Genomic DNA, 19435 nt, shown 5'->3' on the forward strand with positions numbered 1-19435 from the left:
TTTTAAGGTCACTCTTTGTGCCTGATAAAAAATGGCGAAAACAAGAAGAACCTCAATTGAGGTTCTTCTTGTGATATTTGTGGGACAGCAGTGGCCGAAGCTCCTTTTATATTTCAATGGCATCATTATTAAAGATAAGCCATGAGTTATTTATTCATAATAAAAAAATATTCACGGTAATATTTTAATTCAGCAATTGAGTCACGAATATCGTCCATCGCCAAATGTGAGGCATTTTTCTTTAAGCCACTCATAATTTCAGGTCTCCAGCGTTTCGCCAACTCTTTGACTGAAGATACGTCTAAATTACGATAATGGAAGAACTGTTCAAGTTCAGGCATCAGGCGGTGTAAGAAACGGCGATCTTGGCAGATTGAGTTACCACACATTGGGGATGATTTTGGATTCACCCATTTTTTTAAGAACTCAAGTGTTTGCTGTTCTGCATCTTGCGCAGACAATTTGCTACGGCGTACACGTTCAATTAAACCTGATTGACCATGTTGCTTGGTATTCCATTCATCCATTGCGTTTAGAATCAAATCTGATTGATGAACCGCTAAAACAGGACCTTCAGCAAGAATATTAAGATTATCATCAGTAATAATTGTTGCGATTTCAATAATCTTATCGTTATCCGTATCCAGACCTGTCATTTCTAGGTCGATCCAAATTAATCGTGTATCTGGGGTGCTGCTCATAGATCGTGATTCTAAAGTGCTTAAAAACATCAATAGTAGCAAATTAATTACTTCTTGGCTGTAATTCTATAGTGGCTTCATGCTATTTTTGCGGTCTTAAATGTATGGATTTTTTGGGACATGAATGGCTTTAATTCGTAAACGTCGCTTAACCGAACAACAGCAACGTCGTATTGAGAAACAGCACAAATCTCGTCAAGACGACATTGACACGTCACAAGATTTGGATGGGCTAGTTGTTCAGCATTATGGTCGTCAACTCGAAGTACAAGCACTCTCTGTACCTGATCAACATCCAGAAAAACCTGATGTTCAAGATGGTGAGCCTGAACCTTTCTGGAAACCAATTGAATTGGATAGTGTTTGGCGTTGCCATACTCGCACCAATCTCGAATTATTGGTCACTGGTGATCGCGTCAAATGGCAAGCAGATCCAAATACAGGTTTAGGAATCATTACTGCGATCTATCCTAGACAATCTCTACTGACTCGCCCAGACCGATATCATAAGGTTAAGCCTGTGGCAGCAAACATTAGTCTGATTGTGATTGTATTTGCACCATTGCCAGAACCTGCACCAACATTGATTGATCGTTATTTGGTTGCCTGTGCTGATGCCAATATTCCTGCATTATTGGTACTCAACAAATCAGACTTACTCACTGAAAATGATCCTATTCTAAATTTACTCAGTGAATATGAAGCCTTGGGTTATGAAACCATGATCTGCCAATCACAAGGTGATTTGACTGAACTTGCTCAACGCTTGGACAAGGAAACTGTGGCTTTTGTAGGGCAATCAGGTGTGGGTAAAAGCTCATTGATCAATACCATCGTCCCAAATGCAGCACAGAAAACCAATGTAATCTCAGAAAACTCAGCCCTTGGTCAACACACCACGACTTCAACACGTCTGATTAAATTTGGATCAAACGGCGCATTGATTGATTCTCCTGGGATTCGTGAGTTCGGACTATGGCATCTAAATTTAGAAAAAGTTCGCACAGGTTTTCCTGAAATTGAATCACATCTTGGTCTCTGCCAATTCCGTAATTGCACCCATACGCATGAGAAAAATTGTGCATTGAAACAAGCAGTTGATCAAGGTGAAATCCTACAGCGCCGTCTTGACAGTTATTTACGCCTCATTGATGAAATTCAAGAAGCACAACAAAAAAGTTAACTTTTCTCGATCATTCCCCCTTGAACTAAGGATTTTGATCACCATAGAGATACGTTATACTCAGGATCAATTTTGATTTTAACTTTAGGTGACTTGTGGAACGCTGGTTAGAGTTTATGGGGAATCACCCCTTCTTATTTGGTGCGCTCGGCGTATTGATCGTGTTGTTCTTTGTTTTAGAAGGACAACGTAATGGTCGTAAAATTTCACCGCAATCACTCGGTATTTTGGTTAAAGCAAAAAATGCCATGCTGATTGACCTTCGTGATGCGAAAGATTTCCGTGATGGTCACATCAGCGGTAGCCGTAACATTCCATATAGCCAAATCACAAGTCATGTAGATGAATTAAAAGCAAGTGATCGTCCATTGGTATTTATCTGTAACTTAGGTCAAGTTGCGGGTGCAGCATTGCAAAAAGTTGCGCATGCAGATAGCTATCGTCTAGATGGTGGTATCAGCAACTGGAAAGCTCAAGGCTTACCCTTAGTTAAAAGTAAAACCAAAGCTTAAGGAGCAATAAGATGACAACTCCAAACGTCACAATTTACTCAACGCTGTCTTGCCCATACTGTGTACGTGCAAAACAATTACTTGAGCGTAAAGGCGTTGCTTTTAAAGAAATTAATCTTTCAAATGAAGCACCTGAAGTTCGTATTGAGTTAATGCAACGTACTAACCACCGTACAGTGCCTCAAATTTTTATCAAAGACCAATTCATTGGCGGTTTTGATCAACTTTATGCTTTAGAGCGTGAAGGTAAACTCGACCAATTATTAGCTTAACTTTAAGGAAAAACAATGAGCGAAGAACAAGTTCAACCACAACTTGCATTAGAACGTATTTATACTAAAGATATTTCTTTTGAGGTTCCTGGCGCGCAAGTATTTACAAAACAATGGCAACCAGAACTCAATATCAATTTATCTTCTGCTGCAGAAAAAATTGACCCAAATCATTACGAAGTATCATTAAAAGTTGTAGTTCAAGCAACAAATGAAAATGAAACGGCGTTTATCGTTGATGTAACTCAATCAGGTATCTTCTTGGTTGATAACGTTGAAGAAGACCGCCTTCCATATATCTTAGGTGCTTACTGCCCAAATATCTTGTTCCCGTTCTTACGTGAATCGGTAAATGATTTAGTAACTAAGGGTAGCTTCCCACAATTGTTACTTACACCAATTAACTTTGATGCAGAATTTGAAGCAAACATGCAACGCTTACAAGCGGATGCAGATGCTCAAGGTCAAGCATAATCGTTATTGCGATAGCTGTAAAAAAGGACTGAATATCAGTCCTTTTTTTATTACTCAACAATCGTTCTAAAGGTAAGATTAATCCGTGGTGTAAATATTTTTTTGGTTGGCGGTAAACGATGTAACCAATATGTCTGTGTCGTATCTTTCATAACTAATAAACTGCCATGTTCTAAAAACACATCAATTTTTTCTTTGGTTTGTTTATGTTTAAACGCAAATTTACGTTCTGCTCCAAAACTTAAAGAAGCAATTGCACCATTTTTGATAAGATCGATTTCATCATCACTGTGCCAAGCCATCCCTTCTTCTCCAGAATGGTAAAGATTGAGCAAGCAAGAATTGAATGTTTCACCTGTTAATTTTTCGACTAAGGTTTTTAACTCAATCAGTTCTATAGTCCAAGGCAAAGCATATTTATTAATGTTGGAATACGTATATTCGAAGCCTCGATCACCATACCAAGCGACTTTTCTTTTAGTTATAATTTTTCGACCAAAAATAATCGCCTGATCGTTTTCCCATGCAATATTCTTCATAAGCATTTCGAAATAGTGATCTGCTTCTAAACTGCTTAAAACTTTACCATAATAATGAACAGTCCCCTCGTAGGGTAAATAGTTCACTGTTGGATCTGCTTCAATATCAAATAATTGCATGAGTCTGCGAACCCTCCCAACCAATAATAGCTGTTTTACGAACTGTTCCCCACTCATATCCACCGATAGCGCCAGTCGACTGAATCACCCGATGGCAAGGGATTAAAAATGCAATCGGGTTATGACCAATTGCTGTTCCAACAGCACGAGCTGCTTTGGGATGATCAATCATTTGGGCAAGTTGTCCATAAGTCGAAAGTTGACCCATTGGAATTTTGAGTAAGCTCTGCCAAACTTTTAATTGAAAGGGTGTGCCCTTGAGATGTAATTTAATCATCGGGAGTTGTTCCCAATCCTGCCGAAAAAACTTCAGTGCAGCTTCTTGAAAAGCGTCAACTTGTTCAATATACATTGCATGAGGAAATTGCTCTTTTAAATGTGCTAATGCTTCAGCTGTATTTTCTACAAATCGAAGTGTACAAATGCCTTTCTGAGTGGATGCAATCAACACCTGACCAAATGGTGTTTCAGAAAACTGATAATTAATCGTTAAATGCTGCCCACCATATTTATACTCAGCAGGTGTCATACCCTCTATTTGAATAAAAAGATCATGTAGTCGACTGGTACTCGATAATCCTGTAGCAAATGTTGCATCAAATACACTGCCCTGCTGTTGCTTCAGAACCTTCTTTGCATGTTCAATGCTGATATATTGTAAAAATTTCTTCGGACTGGTACCCGCCCACTCAGTAAATAAGCGCTGAAAATGTGCTGAACTAAGATGAATATGTGCTGCTATTTCATCAAGCTGCGGCTGTCTTTGAAAATTGTTCTGTATATAAGCAATCGCTTCTGCAATTCGCTGATAATGTTGTTGTGAGGACATAGGATTAGCTCTCATCATTCATCGTTTCACTGTATCAATTTAGAAATTTGATGAAAATCCGAATCATGCTCAGTTTATTTTTTCATTCAATATAAATGAATGCGCATAAAAAAACTGCACGCTTAATACGTACAGTTTTATCACTAAACTACTGGCTCGACTTAACAATACACGCTTAGATTTATTGATCTAAATCCCAATAAATTAATGCATATAATGTTTATGACCTTGATCACGTAAATCTGCAATTTTCTTCGCTTGTTTTTTTGCTTCGTCTAACTTACCTGCTTGAACAAGTGCTTTTGCCTTATCAATTTCAACAATAATTTGCTCAAATAATGCTGTTGAAGTTGGAACTTTTTCAGCTGAATGTGAGGCCAACTTATACTGTTTTGAATGGACTGCTGCTGCACGCATATTATTTAAAGCAGCTGTTGCCGCCTGTGGATTTTCAGCCTGATTGAATGCTTTATAGTTTTTACCGAGTACTTTCATATCATCAGATAAACCACCAGCAAAAACTGGGCTACTCAAACTAAAACATGACAACATAAGTGCAGTGGCTAAAGTTTTTTTAATCATCAGGATGTCCTATCAAAACTGTGGCTATAATTGAGTTCACGTACAGGCTGACATCGCACACAGTTGTGCTTATAGGTCAGATGACGACGTAAGTTTAGAATACATAAAAAATGCAACGATTTCGTTGCATTTTAATTAAAAGTAAAACTGTTTTATTTACGACTTCTGTAGTAAAGCATCATGTATTGCTTCTACCAACTGTTGCGAAATCTCTTGCTTTGACGCTTTCTCTAACTCACGCTTTTCCATATGGTATGACTGAGCAAAAAATACTGTCATTGCATTTTCATCAGAAGCGAAACCAATATCAGGTCGAGACACATCATTACATGCGATCATGTCTAGTTTTTTAGCAACCAATTTACCTGCAGCATATTCTTCAACATTTTGCGTCTCAGCAGCAAAGCCCACCATAAATGGACGCTGTTGTTGCTGTGCAATGGTCGCTACGATATCTGGATTCTTAACCAATGAAACTGCAAGTTCATCTCCAGACTTTTTAATTTTATGTTCCGCAACTTCAGCAACTCGATAATCAGCAACAGCGGCAGTTGCAATAAAAATATCACAACCTTCTTTGAGCTGATTCATACTAACATCAAGCATTTGCATAGCAGATTTCACATTAATTCTATCAACACCATTTGGTGTATCTAAACTGACAGGACCTGCAACTAAAGTGACTTTTGCACCAGCCGCATAACATGCTGCTGCCAAAGAAAAACCCATTTTTCCTGTACTGTGATTAGAAATATAACGGACAGGATCAATTGCTTCGCGCGTTGGTCCAGCTGTAATCGTGACACGCTTGCCAGCGAGTAAACCAAATTTCTCAGCAATTGCACGCTGCGCTTTATGAAAATAAGCTGCAACTTGTTTAGCTAAATCTTCAGGTTCAGGCATACGACCTAGACCAACATCTCCACAAGCTTGTTCACCAGCATCAGGCATAATGACATGTACACCATCTTCAACCAGAGTTTGTAGATTGCGTTGCGTTGCTTTTGCTGCCCACATTTGTTGGTTCATAGCAGGTGCAACCCAAACAGGTGCTTTCGTCGCTAAATATAATGTACTGAGCAAATCATCTGCCAAACCATTGGCAAATTTCGCAATCGTGTCACAACTTGCTGGAGCGACTAACACTAAATCAGCCCATCGCGCCAACTCGATGTGTCCCATACCTGCTTCTGCTTCAGGGTTGAGTAGCTCAGTATGTACAGGATTCCCTGACAAGGCTTGAAATGTTAAAGGTGTGATAAATGCTTGTGCGCCATGTGTCATGACCACGCGGACATCGAAACCAAAATCTTTTAAACGGCGTACTAAAATGGCACTTTTATAGGCAGCAATACCACCCGTAACCGCTAATATAATGTTTTTATGTGGAATTACACTTAGATCGAAGCTCACAAACAGGGTACCTTTCTGTTGCAGTGGCGCTCACAATATCATTAAATATCACCATACCCAAGTGATGCACTTGGAAAAATTATCATCATAAAAAAATTATGTGAATAAAAATGAATCAATCCATAAAACAATCCATTAAAGCATGGCCCGAACAAGAACGACCAAGAGAACGTTTACTCTCGCAAGGACCTCAAAGTTTATCGGATGCTGAACTACTAGCGATTTTTCTCCGCTCTGGCTCAAAACAACACTCAGCTGTTGAACTTTCTCGTATCCTGATTCAGCATTTTGGAGGATTGAACCCAATTTTTGATGCTTCGTTAGAAGACTTGTCCCAATTTAATGGCATCGCGTCAACCAAATATGCGCAACTCATGGCAGTCAAAGAATTAGGACGACGTTATTTGAATAACTATTTTCATCAACAACGACTATGTTTAGATCATTCTTCTTTGGTTTTGGATTATTTACGTTATGAACTTCTAGGTGAAAAACAAGAAGTGTTTGCTGTTCTGTGTTTAGATGCAGAACTGAGGAAGCTTCATTTCAAAAAACTATTTTACGGTTCGCAGCATTCATGTAGCGTTTCATTGAATCAGACCCTACGCTACGCAATTCAACAACAAGCCTGTCAAATCGTCGTTGCACACAACCATCCCTACGGAATAGCTCAACCGTCAAATGAAGACATCTACTTTACTCAACAACTCAAACAAGCTTGTAAATTAGTTGAAATTCATTTGATTGATCACTTTATTATTTCACCTGATGGCTATTTTTCTTTTACTGAACAACAACTACTCAACCCTATTAAAATCAAGCAATCTGATCTTGACAAAGCGCCCATCTAACATGAACATCAACAGATAAAATTAATGATTCAAATAACATGATTGTCCGCGACCAGCCTAGCATTTTTAAAGTTTTATTCTCATGGCGCGGGACGATTTTACCCAAAATTTTACCCTCTTTAGGTTTTGTCATGTTGATCTCTGCAATTATTGGCGGAGTTGAATATATTGACCTATATCGTTTTCCTGAAATTCCATTGGTTGGTTTTACATTGATCGGCGTTGTACTGTCGATTTTCTTAGGTTTCAAAAATACGGCATGTTATGACCGTTGGTGGGAGGCGCGTAAACTTTGGGGTGTTTTAATTGCGACTTCACGTCATTTTGATCGAGATTGTCGAGTGTTGGCACAAGCCAGACGTGAAAGAATCATTCAAAATGTGATTGTTTTTGCGAATGTGCTGCGTGATCGATTACGCCACCAAACAGCCAACCCAACTGAACTGACCGAAACCAGCGGTTTGAGTCAGCAAGCTTTGAATCAGCTTTACCAACAACATAATGCTCCGCAATACACACTAAGTCTAATTCAATGGGAATTACTGCAAGCGCTGAAAGACGGTGAAATTTCCGATGTCATTTATACGCAAATGAACCGTCATGTCGCAGCTTTAAGTGAGATGCAAACGGGTTGTGATCGTATTGCCAATACCCCTATTCCTTTTGCTTATTCGGTCTTATTGAACCGAACTGTTTATTTTTTCTGTTTTATGCTTCCATTTAGCTTAGGTTCTTTACTTGGTTTAGTCACACCGCTCTTAGTCGGAATTTTAGCTTATACCTTTTTGGGACTTGATGCGCTGAGCACAGAAATTGAAGAACCATTTGGGACACAAAGCAATGACTTACCTTTAGATGCGATGGTGCGTTCAATTGAAATTGAACTGTTAAGCACGCTGGGCAGACCTACTCCACCGCCCATACAGGCACATGATCACAACTTATTATAAGGTAGAATTATTGGAAACGATCCCAAATTCCAATTTGCCCTTCTTTTACTCGTGGCGTATTACCCAGTTTAATCCACGGCATATTTTCCCCATGAAAATCACTGCCTATCGAAACAGCTAAATCAAACTGCTGAATCATTCGATCAACCATTTGACGTGTCGAAGCCGGTTCTATACTTGGAGGTAATTCCACTGCATCTCCTCCCGCCTCGGCAAATAATTCAATTAAATATCTGATATTCGTCGCAGATAAATCATAGCGCGTTGGGTGCGCCAATACAGCAAAACCCTGACTCGCATGTATGACATCGATGGTATCTTTTAAGCCTAATCCTTCAAATTTTACGAAAGCCTTTTTTCCTTCTTTTAGGAAACGGTCAAATGCTTGCTGTGGACGACTAACGATATTTTTCTCTACCAATGTTTTAGCGATATGTGTTCGGGTCACTCGATCTGCTTGCCCATCAACCTTCGCAATTACATCTGGATAAATATCAAAATCAATACATTTCTCTAATAAGTCACAGATGACCTTAGCTCGTTCCGCACGGACTTTTTTCTGATTTTCAAGCATAGCTTGGATCGGTGTTTCATCTTGCATATTCAGCGCCACGATATGCACACCATAGCTTTTTTTCGTGTTTGGTCTTGACCACTGACTCGATATTTCAACACCAGAAATAATCTGAATATCATGATCTTGAGCATACTTTCGTGCAGAGCTTAAACCATCCATAGTGTCATGGTCAGTTACAGCCAACATATGGATTTTCAAATCGACAGCAGCCTGTACCAGTTGCTCAGGAGAGAACGTACCATCAGAAATGTGAGTATGTGTATGTAAATCGACACCGAACATGGTTTGTATTATGCTATCTGACCTATTTCATCATCGTACTGTAACATGAAAGCGTTGCTCGACTACCTTCCGCTGATTATCTTCTTCTACTTTTATAAAACGACCGATCCTAAAGATAGTCAACATCCCCTTCTCCAATTGGTGGGTAGCGCAGGAAATACTGATCAAAATCATATTCTTGTTGCAACATGTGCGCTTCTTATTTCAACCTTAGTGGTTTATGGCTGTTTGTTCTTTTTCCAAAAATTCAAACTGGAAAAGATGCAATGGTTTATTGTGGTAATGTCCATTATTTTTGGAGGAATCACTTTAATTTTCAGTGATGTAACTTACATTAAAATGAAAGCTGTCATCATCAATATTGGAATAGGTATCGGGTTCTTAGTCACACCTTTATTCAATAAAGAACGGATGCCAATTATCCAAAAATTATTAGGTTCGTTACTTGAGTTAAGTCCTCAAGGTTGGATGCGTTTAAACTGGGCTTGGTGTGGGCAATTCTTCTTATTAGCCTCACTACATTTTTTCTTCGGTTTTATCTTTATGCAAGGCAAATATTGGGGCGAATTCACCGCATTTGGCGATATTATCGTTTCTATCAGTTACCTTGCTGTTATACTGTTTTGCTTAAGAAAGCATTTTAAAACCACAGACTAAATTTAAAGTTATTGAGCTACAGCTATGCCCTATTTTGTGCTGACTTGTACTGATCGTGAAGGTACTCTAGAAAAACGTTTAGCAACTCGACCTCAACATTTAGAACGCTTACAAAAATTAGATGATGAAGGTCGTCTGATCGCAGCGGGCGCTCATCCTAAAGACCCAAACAATCCTCAAGCAGGATTCTTAGGTAGCACGATTATTGTCGAATTTGATAGTCGTGAAGCTCTCGATGCATGGATCCAAGATGAACCGTTCTTAAAAGAAGGGATATATGCTGATATCGAAGTGAAATTGTTCAACAAAGCTTTTCCAAAAGGGTAAATCATGCAAGTTTCAGTGAGAAGCTTTTTCGCTTTATGTTTACTCAGTTCAACGACTTGGGCTGTTGAACCAACAACGCCATCAGCACCAACAGCGGCTGCGCCTACAACACCCGTTACTACACCTGCAACTGTACAACCTAAACCTGCAACAGCAACAACAGGCGGCTCCACAAACAATACAACAACGGCTACAGCGCCTAAGCCGTTGACTGCGGAACAAATTGCAAAAGCCAAACAACAACAAGATGCAAAAGTCAAAGCTATGATTCAAGATCAAGCAACACGCTTGAAACAACTTGAACATGCAAATCTGCAAGCTCTGTCTCAAAACCAAGAATTGCAATTAAAAAATGATAACTTGACTGTACAAGTCCAAGTTCTGCAAAGTGAACGCAGTGCTCAGATGTTTTTATATGGCGCTATGACGATTGCTGTCGGGGTAATTTTAGGTTTCTTTATCGCAAGTTATGTCTACACCAAACGTCGTCGTCAGTGGTAAATATCAATCTTCATGTTACAAACATTAAAACTTCAAACAGCTGAATTAGATTGGGAACTTGTTGATGGTATCGAAGTTCCCATATCTAAAAAATTTGGCGACGTGTATTTTTCTAAAGATAACGGTTTACTCGAAACACGCCATGTGTTTTTAAATGGAAATGATCTTAGTACACGGTTATCAGAACTCTGTGACTTTCAGTATTTCTGTGTAGGTGAAACGGGTTTTGGTACAGGACTCAATATTCTTACCCTTTGGCAACTTTGGCAAAGTGTTCGCCCTGATAATCACAGTCATTTACATGTCATCAGTGTTGAAAAATTCCCTCTCAGTAAAGCTGATCTCATACGTGCGCTTAGTGTTTGGGATGAACTTAAACCTCTTGCAGATAAACTAGTACAACAATACCCATTACCGATTGCAGGTTGTCATCGCCTGAGTTTTCCCGAAGAGCGATTTAGCATCGATCTATGGCTCGGTGATGCGCAGGACATTTTCCCAAGTATCCCAAAAACACAATCAGTCAATGCTTGGTTTCTCGATGGGTTTGCGCCTTCATGTAACCCTGATATGTGGCAAGAAAATGTATTAAATCATATTGTGCGCTTATCCGAGTACGGAACGACCTTTGCATCCTTCAGCGTTGCAGGTGTTCTTAAACGCGGACTAAAACAACACGGGATCCAAATCAGCCGACCTAGAGGCTTTGGTCACAAACGAGAAATGTTAAAAGCCATTTGGCTAGACTGTTCAGATCAGGAAAATCCAGAGGCTGAGCTGCTCCAAGAGCTTCCAGCAGCATTACCTGAAACAACGCAACTAAAGCAGCGACAAATCGCCATTATCGGCGCTGGAATAGCAGGTTTGACCACCGCATGGGCATTTGCTCAGCGTGGACACCAAGTAATGATTTTCGAGCAAAATGAACCACTTTCAGGTGCTTCTGGTAATCCTCTTGCGTTACTCAATCCTAAGCTGTGTCCAATTGATCAAGCTCATGAACATTTAATGACTCTAAGCTGGCAGCATGCTTTAAACTTTTATTCACGATTTAAAGCATTCCGTGCAATCCAAGTAGAACAGATCGCAATAAAAAATGCCGATGAGCTACTTGGACTAGAACAACAATATCCTAAATCAGTTTTCGGGACAGCTCATTCTTCTCTCAATCAAACAATCGAAACCAACTATCCAAGTTTGATATTGCAGCAAGCTGGTGCAGTTTCTCCTCATGTATTGCGTGATGAGATTTTAAAACATCCAAATATCAGCATAAAAAAAGCCAAAGTTTCTCGTCTTAGACCAAAAGCAACGCAAACAGAAATTTGGCAAGATGAGGACTTAATTTCGGTAGCAGATCACGTCATCGTATGTTGTGCAAAACAAAGTGCTGCCTTATTTGAAAACTATCCTGTATTGAAGCCTATTCGAGGGCAGGTCAGTTGGGTAAATAACACCATACAGCCTTTGGTCTTGGATCAGGCTTATAGCTATGGTGGTTATTGTATGCAGTTAGATGACTCTCAATTGATTTTAGGTGCATCCTTCTACCCTAACCGTGACGATAGTGATGTTCTTGCTGAAGACCATGTGCATAACTACGAACTTATCCACAGTATCTTCCCACAATATGCTGAACAACTTCCATCGATCGACATGTGGCATGGTCGTGCTTCTATTCGGGCGCAGAGTTCAGACTATTTTCCTTTGGTTGGGAAAATGGAATCAAACACTGAAATTTATACTTTTGCAGGTTTAGGTTCTAAAGGATTTTTATTTGCACCATTATGCAGTGAGATTTTAGCTGCATTAGTATTGGGTGAGCTTTGTCCAGCTCCACAATCTTTACTAAGTAAATTGAATCCGTTACGTTTCCAAAAAAAAGTAAAAGTGAAAAAACCGTATTATTCGAAGCAAATGTAGTTTTTAAATTTTAAATCGAGAATTTGATTTATTTTTGAGTTTGCCAAAACACAAATGTATTTTGGCAAACTTTTTCATTTACACACCTTCTACAAGAGGTAAACCAGCATCACGTGCTGCACGAGTACCTCCCATCAAAACGACGTATTCACGTGAACTATCTAGACCTTCTAAAAGTTCGGCTGCTCTGGGTGCTTTACTGCCACCACCACATAAAATGTAAATCGGCTGATCCGCTGCAATTTGAGTCAAACTATCCGCAGTTAATTCAGCAATAGGACGATTTACTGCCCCTTTGACATGAGCCTCTGAATACACTTTGGTATCTCGGACATCCCAAATGATCGCGTCCTCTGGGAACTCAAATGTTGTAATTTCTTGTTTACGGATCATTGCGCACTCCTTTGATGTAAACAACACTTGGCAAATGAAGAAAACACCCTTAGCATCTCAAATATTCTTTCCCTTTGTAAAGGTCTAACCATGCCTTCTTTTGATATTGTTTCTGAATTAGAGTTATTTGAAGTCAATCATGCGGTACAAAACACGCAAAAAGAGATTGGTACACGTTTCGACTTTCGCGGACAAGACGTTTCGATCGAGTTAAATGAGAAAAATAAAGAGATTAAAATCTCGACTGAAAGTGATTTCCAATGTGAACAAGTCTATACCATGCTTGAAAATCATTTCTATAAACGTAAGGTTGATGTACAAGCGCTTGATCCACAAAAAGCCACTGCATCAGGTAAACATGTAGTACAAGTGATCAAACTCAAAGATGGACTTGACTCAGATACTGCAAAAAAAATTAATAAAGCCATTAAAGAAAGTGGTATCAAAGCGCAATCTTCTATCCAAGGAGACAAAATCCGCGTCACTGATAAAAAACGTGATACGTTGCAACAAGTCATGAATTTTTTACGTGAACAACAATTTGGTCTGCCACTGCAATTTAATAATTTCAAAGACTAAGCAATAGGCTCGCTATGGCAAAAGATAACCGTCTTTATACGTTAGTTAAAACCACTTCTAAATTCCCTAAAGGTATCCGTAGTACCTTATGGAGCAAAGCATTTGGTCATGTTGTTCCGATGGTAGGAACAGCGAACATACGCTATTTAGAAGTAGATAAAGATCATGTGACTGTTCGCATTGAAAACCAACGTAATATGCAAAATCATATTAAGGGTGTACACGCCGCAGCTATGGCTTTATTAGCTGAGACAGCAACTGGATTTTTAACAGGTTTACATGTACCTGATGATCGCATTTTATTGATCAAATCTTTACATGTAGATTATTTAAAAGTCGCACAAGGCGGTTTAACTGCAACTGCAACATTATCTGCTGATCAACAAAAGTTCATTGCAAATAATGAAAAAGGCGAGCTACTGATTCCTGTTACGGTCATTGATGATTCTGCAAATGAACCGATCCATTGCCAAATGCTTTGGGCTTGGTTACCCAAACGTAAAAAATAATAACTGATCTAAACTTCTTTTAGATAGTTACTCAGCCCAAGATACAAATACCGTTTTGTTTCTTGGGCTTGATATTATGAAAAAATTTACTTTATTCCCATCATATTTTTGACGACTATCATTACTGCTTGTTCTTCTATTCCATCCAATACGACTCATCTTAACAGCTCGCACCAAACTCTCTCCGATGAGCTATCAGAACAAAATAAGAAAATTGTCGTGGACTTTTATGAAGGTGTTTTTTTGAAACACCAAGTTAAAGCACATGCTGATCGCTATATTGGCGACCAATATATTCAACATAATCCGAATGTTCCCGATGGCAAAGCACCTTTTGTAAACTTCTTTACGGAGAAATTTAGCAATAATCCAGCAGCAAAAAATGTAATTAAAAAAGCGATTGCTGAAAAAAACCTAGTTGTTCTACATGTTCATTCAACTGAAAATGATACAGATCGGGAGCAAGCGATTATTGATATTTTCCGTGTTGAAAATGGGAAAATTGTCGAGCATTGGGATGTGATTCAAAACATCCCAGAGCAAAGTAAAAACAGTAATACCATGTTCTAGCTATAAAGGTATAGCCCAAATCCATTTGGGCTATACCTTTATGAATGAGAAATTGATGTTTCAATAATAGAAATAATTTGCTGCAGATATTTAGCATCGACTTGATCAAACTGATTGAGTTCATCACTATCAATATCTAGTACACCAACACATTCCTTATTTTGCATAATCGGCAATACGATTTCTGATTTAGACGCTGAGCTACATGCAATATGTCCTGAAAACAACTCAACATCAGGAACGATAATAACTTGTTGTTGTTGCCATGCTGTACCACATACACCACGACCTTTCGCTATACGAGTACAGGCAATTGGTCCTTGAAAATGGACCTAATACCAATTCATTTTGCTTAACCAAATAAAAACCAACCCATAACCAACCAAATTGCTGTTTCACTGCAGCACAAATATTTGCAAGATTAGCGATCAGATCAGGCTCACCCTCAACAATTGCTTTAATCTGAGGGATAATACTTTGATATTGTTCGGCTTTATCGCCTTGTTGCAAAATGAGCTCTTCAGCCATGCTTGAATCCTAACGAGATAACTCCCTAATCGTATCAAGCAAATACGCTTAAACCGATAGCGTTGCTGTAAATTTCTGTCTAACTTCTTCTGAAATTTGACGTTTATTACCCTTTACATCGACCGCAACAAAGGTAAACACCCCTTCAGTAATTCGCACTGGTTCACGCGAATCATCATGACTGTTCCATACTTCAATTTGTACTTGAACCGAAGTATTACCAACTTTCAAGATTTTTGTATAGCAACTAATCACATTTCCGACTTTCACAGGGACTAAAAAAGTCATCTGATTAATTGCAATCGTTGCACAACGACCTTTACTGAAGCGCTCGACGTGAATTGCACCAGCCAAATCCATTTGAGATACAATCCATCCCCCAAAAACATCACCACTCCAGTTAGTATCAGCAGGCATTGCAATCGTTTGCAAAGAAAGCGTGCCTTCAGGATGGTTCAAACGCTCAGTCATATCAAATATCTCTTGATGTTACTTCAAATGTTGTTGTAGCCATTGCTGAAGTTCAGGTGCACGTAATGCTCCGCTCACTCGAGCAATTTCAGTTGTTTTGTTCATCAGCACTAGAGTTGGAATACTACGTACGTTAAATGCTGCACTCAATCTTGGATTTGCTTCTGTATCAATCTTTGCAAAAATCACATATGGATTTTGGGTTGCAACTTGAGCAAAATGTGGAGCCATCATTTTGCATGGGCCACACCATTCTGCCCACAAATCAATCAATACAGGTAAATCAGTATTAGAAATAAAATTACTGAAATTTTGTTCATTCAATTCAATAGGTTGTTGTGGTAATAATGGCTGATGGCATTTACCACAACTTGGATGCGTACTTAATTTCTCTTCTGGCACACGATTTTTTGCACCACATGAACTACAGACTATAATCATTTACATCACTCCAATATGTTGATGCAAAAATTCTAATTGGGTTGTGACTGCTTTTTCAAACCATGAACCATGATAAATATCAAAATGTTTAATATCCCACTCATGATACGTGACAAATGGCGCAATATTGGTCGCTGCTTCACGACTAGACTGAATTGGAATTAAAGTGTCATTTTTAGCAGCAATGAATAAAACAGGAATATTAATTTTTCGTACAAATTGGATTGGGCGATAACGCATCAAATTAAAAAATACACGTGCTGGAACTTCACCACTCCAATAATAATCAGGATTCACTATTGAATGATATCCAAAGTAGCTATCAGATGTAGGTAAAAAACAAAGCTTGTATTGATCAACAACAGGCAGTGTTTTAGGTGCAAGCCCCATTTTTGAGCCCATATAATCCTGGCTTGATCGCTTTAATGCTTCAGGATAGCGTTGCAAAGGATAAAGTTTCGCTGTTTCAGCACCATCAACATACGGAACTTGAACCATGATTGCCTGAATGTTTTTTAAGTCTGTAGCCAAACTTAAAGCATAACCGCCGCTTAATGAGGTTCCCCACAAGATAATACGTCTACTATCAATATATTTACAATTTGATGCATACTGAACTATGGTTTTCCAATCATCTAATTGAGCACTTAAAGAGATCAACTCTCGAGGTTTCCCAGTACTCCCTCCCCAATAACGATAATCAAATAAAATAACAGCATAACCCGCTTGTGCAAAACGCTGCGCATACTGAATTAATTTAAACTGACGTAATCCAGCAAAACCATGCGCCATAATAATAACGGCTGGTTTTATGTTGGATTTCGGTAGATAAAAATCAGCAGCAATCGTTTCATCACCACTAGGAACATACAACGGCTCAACTGTATAGGTGTGCATGCGCGCTCCATTGCGTTATCTTTTGCTTATCATCATGTATTTACTATAGACATTTAAGCTCAAGATCAAGCTTAATGCTATGATAGAGCATAAAATGTTTTGTTTATTTTTGGAGTGACAAGATGTCAGAAAATGTTGGTTTTGCAGGTCAAATCGGTCCTGAACATGTTGAGCAAGTCGTCGAAAAAGGCTTCAAATCAATCATCAATAACCGTCCTGATATGGAAGGCGGGCCAGAACAACCTACTAGTGCTCAAATAGAAGAAGCAGCACGTTCAGCAGGTCTTGATTATGTATATCAACCCGTTGTATCAGGTCAAATGACTGAGTTAGATGTTCGTACTTTTGCTAATCATTTTAATGAATTACCAAAACCAGTTTTAATGTTCTGCCGCACAGGTAATCGTTCAAATAACTTATATCAATTAGCTAAACAAATGGATTTATTGTATGATTAAATCTTAAATTATCGGCAAATAAAAAACGGCTCGAAAGCCGTTTTTTATTTAACTATAAATTATTGACCATCTAAACAATTTGAAGAGACACCATATGGACTTGTCAAGTTTGGTGCTATTCCATTCGCTATATCAACATCACTTGCTAAATAGCTGAGAGAAAAACTTGTTGAGCCACTAATCGATTTACCACTTACAATTGAATCCGCTAACAACTGTACAGTTAAATATCCTGCATATATTTTAGGATACTGGATTTTTAGATCAAAACGACCATTTGCATCAGTTGTGTATTTATTATCTGTAGCAGGTGTACCTTCAGAATTAATAAACGATACAACTTGTACAGTTTGCCCTTCTTTTACAGGTTTTAACTGATTAACTTGCTTACCATCGCTGTTAACAATAATTGATGGTGTAACACATTGAGTAATCACAGCAGGTAAATATTCATCAGCTTTACCATCAGGTGGAGTATCCGTATCAAAAAATGCATAATAACCTTTATTATAGGTTAAAGCATTAACACCCATAACGACATCTTGATTCGCTAATGGCTTACCATCTACATCAGTCACTTGTACCGAAACATTTTGGTAATAGTAGACGCCATTTTCCGAATCTTGTATCTTAGTTGGGTTATACGCTACAGAGATTGCCCCCACAGGTTTTGGTACCACTGAATTTACGATATCTAGTTTATAAGTATAGACTTTTGTTGACTGACCAAAATTCGCTTCAAATACTAAATCATCAGCTATGAACTGTTCTGCAGTATAGCTTGAAGATCTTTGTGCTTCTGTAAACGATAATGTATAAGTAATTTTACCATTTTCATCAGTTTGAGAAGCATTAGGCGTGAATTTAACACCATTTAAGGCAGAGTTCTTTACTTTTAAAGAAATAGCTTGGTTTGCTAAAGTAGCACCATTTGCATCAACCGCAGTCAATGTTACTGTGGTCTGATCTCCACGGACATTCAAAGATGTTTTAGTTGCATCAAATAATACAATACTCGTAGTATCTGAACCAGTAGTTGTATCTGCACCCGTAACAGCGATTGTTTGTTCTTGACTTAATTTGCTATCGTTTGTTGAAACAACAATTTTAAAACCATTCTTAATTAAATCAGACAAGGTTGTAGATGTAGCAGGTGTTTTTAAAACAAAAACAGCATTTCCTGATTCATCCGTTTGTTGCTTAGAAAGCCCTGTATTGATCACATTATCAGTTGGGTCTATGATTGATAAAGTAACTGGAGCATCAGCAACACCACCTTTATTAGTATCTAAAGCACGAACCGTTACTATTAACTGTCCGTTTGTCGCTGCAATTGCTAATTTATCTAATTCAATCTTCAAACCAGTTGCCGTAACTGTAGGGGTAACGACTTCACCACCTGTATCTCCGCCACCAGACTCGCCACTTGAATCGTTATCATTTGAACCATAATATCCCCCACCGCCACCACAACTTGCTAATAAAACAGATATCGTAATCGCAGATAATTTTAACTTTAGTTGCTTTTTATTCATTAACATTCCATTTCCCCTATGTTCATTTTGAATGTAATTTTCTTCATTATTAAAAAATATGGGTAATGAAACCATATTCTAGATTTGGTGTAAATAAAATTTAATTTTGAACCAAGCTTTAGATGAACTAGGTCACATTTTAATTAAGGAAATTTTAGCAAAAGATAATAATTGTCACTTTTATTTAATTTCTGACCAAATTTTTAAAATCTATTTTTTAAATCGGAGAATTTGTAAATCTAACTAACCATTGTCGTAGAGCTTCGCCAGCGATTGCTTTTAAGCTATCCGTCATCAGAGACATGCCTAAAAGGAATAGGCCTATACCACCTAGCAACTGGATAATTACATTCAATGCTGA

25 protein-coding genes and 1 pseudogene are annotated in these 19435 nt (G+C 38.4%); 14 read left to right on the forward strand and 12 right to left on the reverse strand.

Features of this window, described 5'->3' with window-relative positions; translation table 11 throughout:
* Positions 1 to 146: 146 nt before the first annotated feature.
* Positions 147 to 701 carry an oligoribonuclease gene (gene orn / locus MKL32_RS00430; RefSeq protein ID WP_005403665.1) on the reverse strand — a complete coding sequence of 185 codons (555 nt, stop codon included), beginning with the start codon at positions 699 to 701 and terminating at the stop codon, positions 147 to 149.
* Between the two features lie 124 nt (positions 702 to 825).
* On the opposite strand from orn, the gene rsgA reads away from it, so the two are divergent.
* The 4 genes from rsgA to secB all read left to right on the forward strand — a co-directional run bounded on the left by rsgA (position 826) and on the right by secB (position 3142).
* Positions 826 to 1884 carry a ribosome small subunit-dependent GTPase A gene (gene rsgA, locus MKL32_RS00435; protein WP_270900044.1) on the forward strand — a complete coding sequence of 353 codons (1059 nt, stop codon included), beginning with the start codon at positions 826 to 828 and terminating at the stop codon, positions 1882 to 1884.
* 95 nt (positions 1885 to 1979) lie between these two features.
* On the forward strand, positions 1980 to 2396 hold the full coding sequence (locus MKL32_RS00440; RefSeq protein WP_004955555.1) for a rhodanese-like domain-containing protein: 417 nt from the start codon (positions 1980 to 1982) through the stop codon (positions 2394 to 2396).
* An 11-nt stretch (positions 2397 to 2407) separates the two neighbouring features.
* Positions 2408 to 2668, forward strand: a complete 261-nt coding sequence (gene grxC / locus MKL32_RS00445) for a glutaredoxin 3 (protein WP_004774456.1) — start codon at positions 2408 to 2410, stop codon at positions 2666 to 2668.
* A gap of 15 nt (positions 2669 to 2683) precedes the next feature.
* Positions 2684 to 3142, forward strand: coding sequence for a protein-export chaperone SecB (gene secB, locus MKL32_RS00450; RefSeq protein ID WP_004906530.1), 459 nt, complete (start codon positions 2684 to 2686; stop codon positions 3140 to 3142).
* A 50-nt stretch (positions 3143 to 3192) separates the two neighbouring features.
* On the opposite strand, the gene MKL32_RS00455 is transcribed toward secB, so the two are convergent.
* The 4 genes from MKL32_RS00455 to coaBC form a co-directional block, all read right to left on the reverse strand.
* Positions 3193 to 3801, reverse strand: a complete 609-nt coding sequence (locus MKL32_RS00455) for an alpha-ketoglutarate-dependent dioxygenase AlkB family protein (RefSeq protein WP_204379278.1) — start codon at positions 3799 to 3801, stop codon at positions 3193 to 3195.
* Positions 3788 to 4630: a methylated-DNA--[protein]-cysteine S-methyltransferase gene (locus tag MKL32_RS00460; RefSeq protein WP_204379279.1), complete on the reverse strand. Its 843-nt coding sequence runs from the start codon at positions 4628 to 4630 to the stop codon at positions 3788 to 3790. Before MKL32_RS00460 ends, MKL32_RS00455 begins: the two co-directional genes overlap by 14 nt.
* Positions 4631 to 4834: 204 nt before the next feature.
* The gene (locus MKL32_RS00465; RefSeq protein ID WP_005403663.1) at positions 4835 to 5212 is read right to left on the reverse strand and encodes a cytochrome b562; all 378 of its coding nucleotides are present in this window, start codon (positions 5210 to 5212) and stop codon (positions 4835 to 4837) included.
* A 156-nt stretch (positions 5213 to 5368) separates the two neighbouring features.
* On the reverse strand, positions 5369 to 6625 hold the full coding sequence (coaBC, locus tag MKL32_RS00470) for a bifunctional phosphopantothenoylcysteine decarboxylase/phosphopantothenate--cysteine ligase CoaBC (RefSeq protein ID WP_004906522.1): 1257 nt from the start codon (positions 6623 to 6625) through the stop codon (positions 5369 to 5371).
* Positions 6626 to 6735: 110 nt separating this feature from the next.
* Between coaBC and radC the strand changes: the two genes are divergently transcribed.
* Together radC and MKL32_RS00480 are read left to right on the forward strand one after the other, a co-directional pair.
* Positions 6736 to 7476 carry a RadC family protein gene (gene radC, locus MKL32_RS00475; protein WP_004960941.1) on the forward strand — a complete coding sequence of 247 codons (741 nt, stop codon included), beginning with the start codon at positions 6736 to 6738 and terminating at the stop codon, positions 7474 to 7476.
* 38 nt (positions 7477 to 7514) lie between these two features.
* Complete coding sequence (locus MKL32_RS00480) at positions 7515 to 8426, forward strand: bestrophin family protein (RefSeq protein WP_004906518.1); 912 nt, start codon at positions 7515 to 7517, stop codon at positions 8424 to 8426.
* 7 nt (positions 8427 to 8433) lie between these two features.
* On the opposite strand, the gene MKL32_RS00485 is transcribed toward MKL32_RS00480, so the two are convergent.
* Positions 8434 to 9285 (reverse strand): PHP domain-containing protein, encoded by an 852-nt coding sequence (locus MKL32_RS00485; protein ID WP_042893224.1) that lies wholly within the window; start codon positions 9283 to 9285, stop codon positions 8434 to 8436.
* A gap of 45 nt (positions 9286 to 9330) precedes the next feature.
* Between MKL32_RS00485 and MKL32_RS00490 the strand changes: the two genes are divergently transcribed.
* The 4 genes from MKL32_RS00490 to mnmC are packed head-to-tail and all read left to right on the forward strand — an operon-like array spanning position 9331 to position 12693.
* The gene (locus tag MKL32_RS00490; protein WP_004906514.1) at positions 9331 to 9942 is read left to right on the forward strand and encodes a septation protein IspZ; all 612 of its coding nucleotides are present in this window, start codon (positions 9331 to 9333) and stop codon (positions 9940 to 9942) included.
* Positions 9943 to 9966: 24 nt separating this feature from the next.
* Entirely contained in the window at positions 9967 to 10269 is a 303-nt protein-coding gene (locus MKL32_RS00495; protein WP_004906511.1) for a YciI family protein, read from the forward strand.
* A gap of 3 nt (positions 10270 to 10272) precedes the next feature.
* Positions 10273 to 10770, forward strand: a complete 498-nt coding sequence (locus MKL32_RS00500) for a hypothetical protein (protein WP_151825827.1) — start codon at positions 10273 to 10275, stop codon at positions 10768 to 10770.
* A 12-nt stretch (positions 10771 to 10782) separates the two neighbouring features.
* Complete coding sequence (gene mnmC / locus MKL32_RS00505) at positions 10783 to 12693, forward strand: FAD-dependent 5-carboxymethylaminomethyl-2-thiouridine(34) oxidoreductase MnmC (RefSeq protein WP_204379280.1); 1911 nt, start codon at positions 10783 to 10785, stop codon at positions 12691 to 12693.
* A gap of 78 nt (positions 12694 to 12771) precedes the next feature.
* On the opposite strand, the gene MKL32_RS00510 is transcribed toward mnmC, so the two are convergent.
* Positions 12772 to 13086 (reverse strand): rhodanese-like domain-containing protein, encoded by a 315-nt coding sequence (locus tag MKL32_RS00510; protein WP_204379281.1) that lies wholly within the window; start codon positions 13084 to 13086, stop codon positions 12772 to 12774.
* A gap of 90 nt (positions 13087 to 13176) precedes the next feature.
* Here MKL32_RS00510 and MKL32_RS00515 point away from each other — a divergent pair, with 90 nt between their 5' ends.
* From MKL32_RS00515 to MKL32_RS00525, 3 genes are all read left to right on the forward strand, one after another.
* On the forward strand, positions 13177 to 13665 hold the full coding sequence (locus tag MKL32_RS00515; RefSeq protein WP_004637859.1) for a YajQ family cyclic di-GMP-binding protein: 489 nt from the start codon (positions 13177 to 13179) through the stop codon (positions 13663 to 13665).
* Between the two features lie 14 nt (positions 13666 to 13679).
* A complete protein-coding gene (locus MKL32_RS00520) occupies positions 13680 to 14174 on the forward strand; it encodes a DUF4442 domain-containing protein (protein ID WP_204379282.1) in 495 nt (164 codons plus the stop codon).
* Positions 14175 to 14312: 138 nt separating this feature from the next.
* Complete coding sequence (locus MKL32_RS00525; protein WP_270900045.1) at positions 14313 to 14744, forward strand: nuclear transport factor 2 family protein; 432 nt, start codon at positions 14313 to 14315, stop codon at positions 14742 to 14744.
* Between the two features lie 38 nt (positions 14745 to 14782).
* Here the strand turns inward: MKL32_RS00525 and MKL32_RS00530 are convergent.
* The 4 genes and pseudogenes from MKL32_RS00530 to MKL32_RS00545 form a co-directional block, all read right to left on the reverse strand.
* A pseudogene (locus tag MKL32_RS00530) lies at positions 14783 to 15272 on the reverse strand (GAF domain-containing protein).
* Positions 15273 to 15320: 48 nt separating this feature from the next.
* The gene (locus tag MKL32_RS00535; RefSeq protein WP_039047703.1) at positions 15321 to 15743 is read right to left on the reverse strand and encodes an acyl-CoA thioesterase; all 423 of its coding nucleotides are present in this window, start codon (positions 15741 to 15743) and stop codon (positions 15321 to 15323) included.
* Between the two features lie 18 nt (positions 15744 to 15761).
* Entirely contained in the window at positions 15762 to 16184 is a 423-nt protein-coding gene (gene trxC / locus MKL32_RS00540; protein ID WP_125318826.1) for a thioredoxin TrxC, read from the reverse strand.
* The gene (locus MKL32_RS00545; RefSeq protein ID WP_004906487.1) at positions 16185 to 17081 is read right to left on the reverse strand and encodes an alpha/beta hydrolase; all 897 of its coding nucleotides are present in this window, start codon (positions 17079 to 17081) and stop codon (positions 16185 to 16187) included.
* Positions 17082 to 17203: 122 nt separating this feature from the next.
* Between MKL32_RS00545 and MKL32_RS00550 the strand changes: the two genes are divergently transcribed.
* On the forward strand, positions 17204 to 17539 hold the full coding sequence (locus tag MKL32_RS00550) for a TIGR01244 family sulfur transferase (protein WP_204379283.1): 336 nt from the start codon (positions 17204 to 17206) through the stop codon (positions 17537 to 17539).
* Between the two features lie 59 nt (positions 17540 to 17598).
* Here the strand turns inward: MKL32_RS00550 and MKL32_RS00555 are convergent, their stop codons facing one another.
* Positions 17599 to 19080 carry an Ig-like domain-containing protein gene (locus MKL32_RS00555; protein ID WP_204379284.1) on the reverse strand — a complete coding sequence of 494 codons (1482 nt, stop codon included), beginning with the start codon at positions 19078 to 19080 and terminating at the stop codon, positions 17599 to 17601.
* Positions 19081 to 19435: the final 355 nt, after the last annotated feature.

This window comes from Acinetobacter sp. AOR34_HL (genome assembly GCF_027854795.1).
Lineage (GTDB): Bacteria > Pseudomonadota > Gammaproteobacteria > Pseudomonadales > Moraxellaceae > Acinetobacter > Acinetobacter junii.